Below are 11,121 nucleotides of genomic sequence, written 5' to 3'. Positions count from 1 at the left end.
CCGCAGACACCTACAGCACCTCCCCGTCCGGATCCGCGCCCGGCGGCGGCGCGACATCGGAGATCTTGTCCACCGCGGCGTGGAGCTCCGACCGCGGCCACCGCCTCGATCGATTCCCACAACTGCTCGACGGTGATGTTCTCGCCGAACTCGGTCGCCTCGAACAACACCTCGCAGCCAGCTGGCGCTCAGCCGGGTGCTGCCACCGCGCCCCGCTGCCGCCTTCTCAAGGTCGACGGCCTCGACCTTCATGTGGAAGACCTCGACGCCGTCAACGGAACCCCGGTGATCGACATCAAACCGTGGTTCAGCGAGTTCGGGCCCCGAGGCGTTGCCACCAGCCGACCTGGACCACCGAGATGCTCACCAGCTACCGCGCCCCCGTCGGCCCTCGTTCGTAGAACACTTCAAAGCGTCAGTTCGTTGCCAGGCTAAGATTGTGATTTAAGCGGACTTCGCCGTAAGGCGCGACATGGGTCCAGAACAGCGGCGTCAGACCTCGTCCGGAGATCGGCGCCGTGTTAGCGGAAGCGGTCGAGCGCGTCGGCGACGGCCCGGAACTTCCGAAGTTCCAGCGAAGGGCAAGGTAGGGATCGTTGCGGTCAGCCGGTGGGCAGCTTGGCGCGAGGGCCCGCCTGGACCTCTCCGCCGCTGACGGCCTTTGAAGAGCTGGCGAAGTCCGGCCCTGGTTCGGTCAGCCGCTGGCAGCATGAGTGTGACGGGGGACGGATCGTTGGGAGACCCTGCGTGCCGCGTCCGAGTTTCCGCATCGCTTGCTACTTGTGTACCAAGCCCATCTGGCCGAATCCGGTGGTTCAGAGTTCCGGAACGGCGAGGGTCAGGGCAAAGGTAGGGTTTGCGCCATGATCGTTGCCTCCCGTCTGACCGATGATCAACTACGTGACCTGATCCGCCGGTTCTCGGCGATCGACCTGAAGGGCTGGGAGCGGTCCGATATCGGGTGTGTGCTTGCCGAACAGGGTTGGTCTCTTACGGGGTCCCGGTAGTACGGGGGAAATTTCCAACGGATTTGGCTGACCTGGGCAAACGCGAAGCGTTGAACGAAGACTCTATGGATAGCTCTCTGCCACCGGCCAAGTCACCGGACGGCCTATCTGGACGGCGTTCCCCAGGTCACCGGTCCCGGACGGCCCGTCTCGGGCTCCGTCCGCCGAAGGCTCATTCCGGGACGTCACAGACGCCAGAGCGCATATCCGTTGATTTTGGCGCCAGTACTACTGGGACCCCGGCGGGCCGGGCGGGATCCGCCCGTTCGGCGGGTTAGCCACCCACAGCGCGTGCGTCTCCATCTGCCCGTCGGCGTGACGGCGGACGAACTTCTCGTCGTAGATGCAGAACTGGCCGTGGTCGATCGCGTCGTTGTCGCAGTCGATCTCGACCACGACCGGGACCACGTAACGGACCCAGCGGGTGGTGGCCATCAGGAACCCTTCTTCGAGGTAACACGCTGCCTCGTCCGGCGCGGCGCGGGGGCGGCCGGCGCCGCGTCCGCGGTGATGTCGCCGGGAAACAGCGCCCCCGTCACCAGGTCCAGCGTGGTGACCGGCACCGCGTCCGGCGGGGACAGATCGAGCACCCAATAGAGCCGGTTCTTGCGGGAGTTGTTGCCCAGCCGGCGCAGCAGCGTCACCGACGACAGGCGGCCCTCGCCGATCGAGATCGCGATGCGCAGCAGATCCGTCCAGTGCGTCTCGATCAGGCCCCAGTCGATCACGTTGTCGCCGAACAGCGAGTCGATGTGCTCGAAGCCGGTGTCCGCGTTGGGCCGGTAGAAGTTCAGGTCGGCCCAGTTGCGGATGCGCGGGAGCAGGTCGAACCCGAGCAGCGCGGCCAGCCCGAATACCGGCAGGGATTGGCCTTGGGTGTCGACGTGGATGGTGTCGGGCTGGATGTCGGAGTCGTTGCGCAGCAACCCTTCGATGATGTAGACCACCTCCCACACCCCGCACGGGATGAAGTGGCTGAAGAGCGCGATGTAGGTGTCGGAGAGATGCCGGTAGGCGATCCCGCCGTACCCGCCGTAGCGGATATGGGACTCGGCCAGGATGTTGTTCTCCCACGTGTCCACCTGCGTCCCGTCCACCGAGACCACCCGCCCGTCGCCCCACATCCCGGCGACGTCGAGCTTCGCGAACTCGTTCAGCCGCTGGTGGATCGCCTCCTCCAGCGCCAGCGCCGACGGGCGCCGGTCGGCGCCCTTGCGGCGGCGCAGGACCGGGCGCCCGTCCTCGAAGGACAACTCGGTGTTGTGCGGGAACCCGGCGTCCACCACCGCGGCGATATCGCCCAGCACCGCCCGGTAGTGCGCCGTGAGCGCCGTCGGGTCCGACGGGATCCCGGCCTGGCCGCAGAACTGCTCAGCCAGCGGCACGCACTCGTCCCACGACATCAGCTGGGCGTGCAGGCTGGCGTAGGAGTCGGCGCCGACCACCGCGATGTCCCCGGAGCGCAGCTCGGAGGCGAGGTAGGAGAACACGCACACCTCCAAGTGACGGCGCACCAACTTGCCCGGCCGGTCCTTCACCAGCAGGATCTTGCGCCACGCCTCGGTGACGAAGTCGACGTCGGTCGACGTCGATCGCCACGGTCACCGCGTCGGCCCCGTGCCCGACGGTGGCCTTCTGCGAGACGTACTCGCCGGTGCGGCCCCGGATCGCGCGCAGGAACTCCACCGCGTCCAGCACACTGTGATCCGCGCTGGTCGACTCCAGCTCCAGCGTGTCGAGCAGGGTGAACAGCGCCGAGCGGTGGCTCTTGTAGAACTTCTCCAGCAGCGGCAGGTAGTTGTTGCCGTGGTGCGCCGACACCACCTCGTGCGCCGCCGACAACTGCTCCACCCCGCCCGCGTCGGCCAGCGTCTTGAGCAGCAACCGACCGGTCCGCTCGGCGACCGCGGCCGCGCCGTCGTCGGCCGGTGCGGTGGCTTCCCGGGCGCCGGCGAGGATGTCGCCGAACACGTCCAGCAGTCGCTCGGACTCGGCGCGATGCTGCTCGTGCAGCTCTTGCAGCCGCTCCTTGCCCTTCTTGTGGATCACGGCCATCCGCTTGCAGAACATCGTCGCGACCTCGTCCCGAGCCGCGGTCCGGCACTCGTGGATCAGGCTCGCCAGCAGCGTCCACCGCTTCGCGTCACCGATGTCCCGCATGTCGCCCACGTCGGTCACCCGGGCCTCCCCGGCGAAATGCGCGATCTTCGTGGCTGGGATGCCGTCGAGCCACTGCTCGGTCGCGCCGAGCTCGTCGAGCGCCTGCAGGTGGGCCAGGCGCAGCTTGAACTTGCCCAGCGTTGCCGCCTTCGCCGGTGTCTTCAGCCGGTCGAACTCGCTGCGCCCCGATGTCGGGTCCAGCCACAACAGCCGCGTCAGCCGGGCCTTGGCGGCCAGGTCGATCCGTGCCGCGACCATCGCGTACAGCGCGGTGTTCGTCTCCGCCCGGATCGCCGCGACCAACCGGTCCAGCGTGGAGAACCCGGGCAGCTCGCACCGCGCCCGCACCAACTCCTCCAGCGCCACGTTGATCAGATCGGCCGGATTGTCCTTCGTCGTAACCGCCCTGCGGATCGCCTCCTCGGCGATCGCATGGGCCTTGCCCGCGTCGTACTTCACGCCCATCAACGCCCGGACCAGCCCGCGATGCCACTTCGCGGTCCGGTCCGCGTCATGCTCGGCCGTCACCTCGCCGGACAGATCCAGCAGATCGCGCACGTGCTCGACCACCACCGCGGGAACCTCGTCCAGCTTCAGGAAATACCCCAGCCGCTGATACGACTTCAGCCACACCACCAAGGCCAGCACATGCTGATCGCTCTGCGTCTTCTCCCGCGCCCACGCGACCTCGGCAACCGTCGGCGTGAACGCCTCAACCAGCTCCCGCGCGGGAACCACCCTCTTGAACCGCGGATACGCGGTGCGATCGATCGCCGTCACAACCCAGACCCCGAGCAGAAAACCGATGTAACGCAGCGCAGCCTATCCAGCACGCGCAGTCCGATGCCGCGCGGGTTTTGCTACACCGAGCTGACCACCCTGCTGGCCGACAACCTCGGAGTACATCTTCCCCCGACCAGCAGATTCGGGAGCCCATTGCCCCTTTCGCTCGTATCCCGGCAGGCCCCCACTGACACCCGTCAAACGGCACCCGTCCACCGGCACCGGACATGATTGAATATCGCCCCCGAACCACAAACCCCAGGGGACGCCCATGAGCAACCCCACGACCCGGCAAGCCACCAACGCCCGCCGAGCCGTGTCCTACTTCTTCCTCCTCCTCGGCGCCGTCTCCGGCACCTGGGCCGCACGCATCCCAGCGGTCAAACACAACCTCGACCTCAGCGCCGGACAACTCAGCTACGGCCTCTTCGCCGTCGCCGCCGGACTCGTCATCGGCATGCGCTTCGCCGGACGCCTCACCGACCGCCTCGGCAGCGCCCGCCTCATCACCCCCGCCGCCATCCTCACCGCCCTCACCGCCATCCCCCCCGGCTACGCCCCCAACCTGCCCGCCCTCATCACCACCCTCTTCCTCTACGGCCTCGTCAACGCCTCCCTCGACGTCTCCATGAACGCCCACGGCGTCGAAGTCGAACGCGCCCACGGCCGCCCGATCATGTCCTCCTTCCACGGCATGTTCAGCATCGGAGGCCTCCTCGGCGCAGGCATCGGCGGAGCATTCGCCTGGCTCGGCCTCAGCGCCGGCACCACCCTCGCCGCCGTCGGCATCCCCCTCGCCCTCGCCTCCCTCTACGCCCGACGCCACCTCCTCCCCCACACCCCACCCGCCACCGGCACCACCACCCCCACCCGAGCCCGCTGGACCGGCTGGATCGCCCTCATGGGCATCGTCGCCTTCGCCGGACTCGTCGGCGAAGGCGCCGCCAACGACTGGACCGCCGTCTACCTCTTCGAAGACCTCGACGCCTCCCAAGGCCTCGCCGCCCTCGGCTTCGCCGTCTTCTCCACCGCCATGACCATCGGCCGCTTCGCCGGCGACCACCTCGCCCTACGCCTGGGCCCCGTACGCCTGGTCCGCTACTCCGGCATCCTCGCCGCCCTCGGCCTCAGCACCGCACTGCTCATCGGCACCGTCCCCGTCGCCATCATCGGCTTCGCCCTGTTCGGCCTCGGCCTGGCCACCATCGTCCCCCAGGTCTTCTCCGCCGCCGGAAACCACGACCCCGCCCGCGCCGGAGAAGCCATCGCCCAGGTCGCCACCATCGGCTACGCCGGACTCGTCGCCGGCCCCGCCATCATCGGCGGCGCCGCCGAACTCACCAGCCTTCCGACGGCCCTCGGCATCCCCGCCCTCCTCGCGGCGTTCATGGCGGCCTCTGCCGGCGCCCTGCGCCCCCGCACCCCCTGACGAGACCGACGACCGGCCCGTGTTTTTGGTGGAGGTCTTCAGTCCATTGTAAATGATCTTGATCTTTCGAAGGATGGCCTTTACGTTGTAGATTAATAAGACCGACACCTCCCGGGACCCCGGCAGTCCTGTCGAAGAATCCAACACATATAGCCATGACCTGCGCTAACGCGGAACCTCCGCATCCGTCGTACCCGTCGTCTTGGTGCGGTCGAGGACGCGGTAGACGGTGACGCGACCGACGGAGAAGACCTCCATGAGATCGGCGATGGTGCAGTCGCCGGTGGCGTGCATCCGCACCAGCTCGGCTTGCTGACGGGCGGTGAGCTTGCCGCGCAACCGTGCGGCTGTCCGGCCACCTGCGGCGCGGGCCAGCAGTTCCGGTGTGGTGCGCATCGCGGGGGTCCGCCGCGCTCGTCGCGGCGCCAGCGCGGGGATGTCGTGGGTGAAGGTGGCCAGCTGACAGCCGGGATTGTCGCACTGGTACCGGGTGACCTCGATCTCGATGACCACCGAGCGGTCCTCGGCCGCGCCGTGGTGAACGCGCCGTAGGTAGCTGCCATGGCGACGAGTCCCCTCAGTTCCACATGAACGGCAGCACGGCTGGGACACGGCGTCGCGTGCGCTGATCAGCACGCATTTCTCCGTCACGGCGACGTGCACGATCTCGAGGTTGGTCAGGGAGGGGAAGAGGAGCGGCAGGCAGCACGCGTCCCCGCAGGCGCACGTGTGGCGCATGATGGGCCTCGCGGTCGTTTCGCATGATCAGTTCATGGCAGAACGGATCATTACGGGACGACCGCACTCATGTGCGGATAGCTACGAGATCACGTACGTCAAGCCACAAGGAGCCTGCGCAACAGCGAGTGATTGCTCCACAGAGAAAGCGTCAGAGCCCCCACCCCGCTGATGCCGCTCGCTGAAATATCGCAGAGCGCCAACCCACCCCTAGGGTAGATCGAATGCCCCCCGTTTTCCTTCGTTACGTCATCGCCGACGGCTTCAGCCAGTCCGGCACCCAGGTCACGCGCGTGGCCCTCCCGCTGGTCGCGCTGCTGGTGCTCGGCGCGGGCCCGTTAGAGATCGGCCTGCTCGGCGCGGCCCAGATGATCGGCTTCCTCCTCTTCGGGTTGCCCGCCGGCGTGTGGGTGGACCGGTTGCGCAGGAAGCCCATCCTGGTGACGGCCGACGTGCTGCGCGCGGTGTCCCTGGCCTCCATCCCGATCGCCGCGCTGTTCGACGCGCTCACGCTGGCGCAGCTCTACGCGGTCGCCGTGATCGTCAGCATCGGCACGGCCTTCTTCGACGTCGCCCACATGAGCTTTCTGCCCTCCATCGTGACCAAGGAGCAGCTGCCCAAGAGCATGGGAACCCTGGAGTCCGTGCGCAGCCTCTCCATGCTCTTCGGCCCCGGGCTCGGCGGCTGGCTCGTGCAGGTGCTCACGGCGCCCATCGCCATCGTGGTCGACGCGGTCAGCTACATGGTCTCCGCCGCCCTGCTGGCGACCGTCAAGGCCAAGGAGACCCCCTCCGGGGGGCGCGTGAGCCTGATGGAGGGCCTGCGCTACGTGCTCGGCCACCCCATCCTGCGCCTGATCGGCCTCGTCGGCGCCATGAACATGTTCGTCACCGGCATCTGGGGCATCGTCCAGCCGTTGTACCTGATCAACGAGCTGGGCGTGAGCGCGGCGGTCTACGGCCTGATGATCTCGGGCGCGGGGGCGGGCGGCCTGCTCGGCGCGCTCCTCGCGTCACGCGTGATCGCCCGCTTCGGTCACGGCCCCACGATGTTCGGCACAGCCGTCCTCATGCTGCCGCTCTACGGGCTCGTCGCCTTCACCGGACCCGGCTGGCGGCTCGCCCTGTACCCGATCGGCCTGGCGCTCGTCTTCCTGGTCGCGGTCATGAACGACATCGCCCAGGGCAGTTACCGCCAGGCGATCTGCCCAGAAGCCCTGCGCGGCAGGATGAACGCCAGCCTCCGCTTCCTCATGTGGGGTTCGCTGCCGCTCGGCGGTCTCGTCGGCGGGCTGCTGGGCGAGGCCATCACCGTTCACCAGCTCCTGTGGATCGCCTGCCTCGGCACCGCGGCGGCCCACCTACCCTACGTGCTGGCTCCCGCCATACGAAAGCTCAAAATCACGGACGACGACGGCCGTGTGGACGCCGACGCCAAGAAGGACAGCCGCGCGTAGGTCGTCGGGGGCCTCGACGTCGCGCCTGACCGAGTCGATGTCGTCGAGGCACAGCTCCTTGGCGCCGCCCGCCAGATGCTTGGCCCTCGACTAGCCGCCGAAACGCGGCGCGCCACCGCCGGTCTGAACCGTCGGTTAGGCGTCCTGTCCGACCTCGGCGAGGCCGCGCGGGTGACTGACCTCGCCAAGGCGGCGTCTGGTTTGGCATCGCGGTCGGAGGCGCGCCGATGCGGCCCCTAAGTAGCAGGCGCCGAGAAACAACGCTTAGCCGTGCCGGCCCCACCTCGACATCGAGGGTGTGCCCGACCCTGAGCACGTCCCCTGGATCGACCCCGACCCATCCGGCCTGGCGAACGGCCCGGTGTCAGCGGCTTCACCGATCAGAAATCCTCCGCCACATCGTCAGTTCTGTTAGCCCTCGCACCGGTGGAAGGATTGATGACCATGACCGACACCAGACCGCCGGGCGCCGACGAGGCCACGTTCCTCGCGGCGGCCCGCTCAGGCGACACGGCGCGGTTCGCACTCATCACGGAGCGCCACCGGCGTGAGCTGCAGGTGCACTGCTACCGGATGCTCGCGAACTACGAGGATGCCCAGGACATGACGCAGGAGACGTTCCTGCGAGCGTGGAACAAGCGGGAGTCGTTCAAGGGCCACGCGGCCCTGCGGACCTGGCTGTACCGAATCGCGACGAACGCCTGCCTCGACTTCCTGGAGAAGCGCAACGACCGCACACCCGTACCGTCCGAGCTGCCGGACCCCGGCTCCGAGGTGCTGTACCTGCAGCCCTACCCCGACCGGATGCTCCCCGAGGACCCGCAGGAATCGGTGGTGGCACGGGAGACGATCGAGCTGGCGTTCATCGTCGCCGTCCAGCACCTGCCGCCGCGGCAGCGGGCGGTGTTCATCCTGCGCGACGTCCTCGGCTGGCCGGCGTCGAAGGCCGCCGACGCCCTCGAGCTGACCGTCGCATCGGTGACCAGCGCACTGCAGCGAGCCCGTGTGACGATGCGCGAGCAGCTGCCCGACCGCCGCCTCGACTGGCGGAGCCCCGCCACCCACGAGCTGTCGAATGACGAGCGCGGCGTGGTGAAGTCGTATATCGACGCCCATGAGCGCAACGACCTGGACGGGCTGATGTCCCTGCTGCGCGACGACCTGCGCTTCGCGATGCTGCCCGAGCCGGGCACCTCGGTCATCACGGCCAAGGACGCGGTGGACGGCTGGGTCTCCGGTGGGCTCTTCCAGCGCGGCCACGACGACTGGCGCTGTATCACCACGACGGTCAACCGCATGCCTGCCGCCGTGCTGTACCTCCGCACCCCCGACGACCCGGAGTACCGGCTATTCAACATCGCGGTCCTGCACATCGTCGACGGGAAGATCGCCGAGCTCACCGGATTCGACGCCACCGACAAACCATGGCTGGGCCTGCCCCCGACACTGTCATCAGACAAAGGCCCCATCGTCGACGAGTCCAGCGCACGGGCCGCCGTCACCGAAGTCACCGCGGAATGAGCACCCCGACCAGCTGAACACCAACGCGGCAACGCGAACACCACCGCCCCGCCGGCGTTGCCGGCGGGGCGTCTTCATGCCCGAAGAACATCGTCACGATCAACGACGCCGTCGCCCTCATCTCCAGCACGTCGGTCAACAGCTCACTCGGAACGCGAGGAAGGGCCCGGGGAAGGTTCCCTCATAGCCGAGGGTCACGGTGAGCACGCCAGGAAGGATTTCGACCCGGCCTCACGAGCCCAGGACCTGGCCTCACGAGCCGAGCATCTGGCCCGTGCTCATCACTTCGTCTCGTATCGGGTCAGCACCACGCCGTTGGGAAACGTCCGCGTCTCCACCAGGTTCAGGTTCACCCAGCTGTCCAGGGCCGTGAAGAACGGCGTGCCGCCGCCCACCAGGACCGGGTGGGCGACCAGCACGTACTCGTCGATCAGCCCGGCCCGCATGGCCGCTGCGGCAAGTGTGGCGCCGACGATGTCCATGGGGCCGCCGTCTTCGGCCTTGAGCCGGGTGATCTCGGCGACCGCGTCGCCGGTGACCAGGCGGGTGTTCCAGTCGACCGTGCTGGTCGTCGAGGAGAACACCACCTTCGGCATGTCCCGCCAGCGGCGGGCGTACTCGATCTCCGCCGGTGTGGCGCCGGGCTGCTGGTCGGCGGTCGGCCAGTGGGAGCTCATCGCCTCCCACAGTTTGCGCCCGTACAGCGTCAGGCCGGTCGCCCCCACCCGGTCGGACCACCACTGGAACAGCTCGTCGCTCGGTACGCTCCAGCCGAGGTCGTCGCCGGGCGCGGCGATGTAGCCGTCCAGGCTCAGGTTCATGCCGAAGATCAGTTTCCGCATCGTGTCAGCCTCTCGTGAGTCGATCTCACACGTACAGACGGGCACGGCGCGGAAACCTAATCGGTGCGCGATCTGCGTCCGCAGGTAGTCCTCGCGTTCCGGACTCGGCACGGCGTACTCGGCTGGGCTTGAGCACTACCCACCGGATCTCGACTTCACCCTCGTACGGGCAGGCGCACCCATCCGAAAAGTCCATTCCGACGACGATGACCTCCGCCAAGGTGCGGTAGATGACGGGCCGGATGGGCGCACGCGATCATCCTGAACATCGCAATCACCAACTTCTTCAACCGGATCAACCACACGATCCGGGAGCAGGCCGGCAAGACCTGGTGAAGGCGGGCGGGCGTCATCCGTCCAGAGGCCGCGGTGGCGACGTGGCGCTGGATCGGCCGGCTCCACCGCTGACCGATCCAGCGCCACGTCCGGCAGGCCCCGTCCTGGGATCCCACCTTCGGGTGACCGCCGCCAACCATCCCTTCGATGATCATCAGGGGCACATGACGATGAGCGACGAACCACTGGAACTGACCGTTACCGATGCCCGAGCCTGGCGGGAGTGGCTCAGCAGGCACCACGACAGCTCGGCAGGGGTGTGGCTGGTCCTCGCCAAGCAGAACACGACCCGGCCCACCAGTCTGACCTATGACCAGGCGCTCGACGAAGCCCTGTGCCACGGCTGGATCGATGGTCGGCTACGACGGCGGGATGACATCACCCTCTGCCGGCGCTTCACCCCTCGCGGAAGGCAAAGTCCCTGGTCAGCGCGGAACGTTTCCATCGTCACCCGTCTGATCAGCGAGGGCCGGATGCATCCGGCCGGAATGACCGAGGTCGAACGCGCCAAGGCCGACGGCCGCTGGGACACGGCCTACGCGGGACAAGCCGGCATCGAGGTACCAGCCGACCTGGCCGCCGCATTGGCCGCGAAACCCCAGGCACAAGCGATGTTCGACATCCTCACCTCCCAAAACCGCTACGCCGTTCTCTATCGGATCGCGAACGCCAAACGCGCCGAGACCCGAGCCCGCCGTATCACCCAGTTCGTTGACATGCTCGCCCGCGGCGAGGCGATCCACCCGCAAAAGCGCGCCCTCGGCAGTTGAATGCGGGCCCACTCCTCTCCCCGCCTCGCTCCTCCAAGCCCACGCACATGGCGGCTCGGCGTTCGGCCGGACCCGGAA

9 protein-coding genes and 1 pseudogene are annotated in these 11,121 nt (G+C 67.9%); 5 read left to right on the top strand and 5 right to left on the bottom strand.

The features are described 5' to 3' along the window. Nucleotides 1–135 precede the first annotated feature (135 nt). Nucleotides 136–435: a TrmO family methyltransferase domain-containing protein gene (locus J2853_RS47810; protein WP_370879225.1), complete on the top strand. Its 300-nt coding sequence runs from the start codon at nt 136–138 to the stop codon at nt 433–435. 800 nt (nt 436–1,235) lie between these two features. Here the strand turns inward: J2853_RS47810 and J2853_RS11485 are convergent. The 3 genes and pseudogenes from J2853_RS11485 to J2853_RS11475 all read right to left on the bottom strand — a co-directional run bounded on the left by J2853_RS11485 (nt 1,236) and on the right by J2853_RS11475 (nt 3,947). Then, nucleotides 1,236–1,442 carry a hypothetical protein gene (locus J2853_RS11485; RefSeq protein WP_307557151.1) on the bottom strand — a complete coding sequence of 69 codons (207 nt, stop codon included), beginning with the start codon at nt 1,440–1,442 and terminating at the stop codon, nt 1,236–1,238. A gap of 158 nt (nt 1,443–1,600) precedes the next feature. Then, nucleotides 1,601–2,209: pseudogene (locus J2853_RS48125) on the bottom strand (Tn3 family transposase); the annotation flags it as partial. 169 nt (nt 2,210–2,378) lie between these two features. Next, nucleotides 2,379–3,947, bottom strand: coding sequence for a DUF4158 domain-containing protein (locus J2853_RS11475; protein ID WP_307557147.1), 1,569 nt, complete (start codon nt 3,945–3,947; stop codon nt 2,379–2,381). A 274-nt stretch (nt 3,948–4,221) separates the two neighbouring features. Between J2853_RS11475 and J2853_RS11470 the strand changes: the two genes are divergently transcribed. Beyond that, nucleotides 4,222–5,379 (top strand): MFS transporter, encoded by a 1,158-nt coding sequence (locus J2853_RS11470; protein ID WP_307557145.1) that lies wholly within the window; start codon nt 4,222–4,224, stop codon nt 5,377–5,379. A gap of 165 nt (nt 5,380–5,544) precedes the next feature. On the opposite strand, the gene J2853_RS11465 is transcribed toward J2853_RS11470, so the two are convergent. Further along, complete coding sequence (locus J2853_RS11465; protein ID WP_307557143.1) at nt 5,545–6,117, bottom strand: helix-turn-helix domain-containing protein; 573 nt, start codon at nt 6,115–6,117, stop codon at nt 5,545–5,547. Between the two features lie 224 nt (nt 6,118–6,341). On the opposite strand from J2853_RS11465, the gene J2853_RS11460 reads away from it, so the two are divergent. Together J2853_RS11460 and J2853_RS11455 are read left to right on the top strand one after the other, a co-directional pair. Then, on the top strand, nt 6,342–7,574 hold the full coding sequence (locus J2853_RS11460) for an MFS transporter (protein WP_307557141.1): 1,233 nt from the start codon (nt 6,342–6,344) through the stop codon (nt 7,572–7,574). A 444-nt stretch (nt 7,575–8,018) separates the two neighbouring features. After that, nucleotides 8,019–9,095, top strand: a complete 1,077-nt coding sequence (locus J2853_RS11455) for an RNA polymerase subunit sigma-70 (RefSeq protein WP_307557139.1) — start codon at nt 8,019–8,021, stop codon at nt 9,093–9,095. Between the two features lie 281 nt (nt 9,096–9,376). Here J2853_RS11455 and J2853_RS11450 read toward each other — a convergent pair whose 3' ends face one another. Continuing rightward, entirely contained in the window at nt 9,377–9,937 is a 561-nt protein-coding gene (locus tag J2853_RS11450; protein ID WP_307557137.1) for a dihydrofolate reductase family protein, read from the bottom strand. A gap of 230 nt (nt 9,938–10,167) precedes the next feature. Here J2853_RS11450 and J2853_RS11445 point away from each other — a divergent pair, with 230 nt between their 5' ends. Further along, nucleotides 10,168–11,043, top strand: a complete 876-nt coding sequence (locus J2853_RS11445) for a YdeI/OmpD-associated family protein (RefSeq protein ID WP_307557135.1) — start codon at nt 10,168–10,170, stop codon at nt 11,041–11,043. Nucleotides 11,044–11,121 lie beyond the last annotated feature (78 nt).

The organism is Streptosporangium lutulentum (assembly GCF_030811455.1).
GTDB classification, from domain to species: domain Bacteria; phylum Actinomycetota; class Actinomycetes; order Streptosporangiales; family Streptosporangiaceae; genus Streptosporangium; species Streptosporangium lutulentum.
The sequence above is the reverse complement of the archived record's forward strand: the minus strand, read 5'-3'. Positions and strand labels throughout refer to the sequence as shown.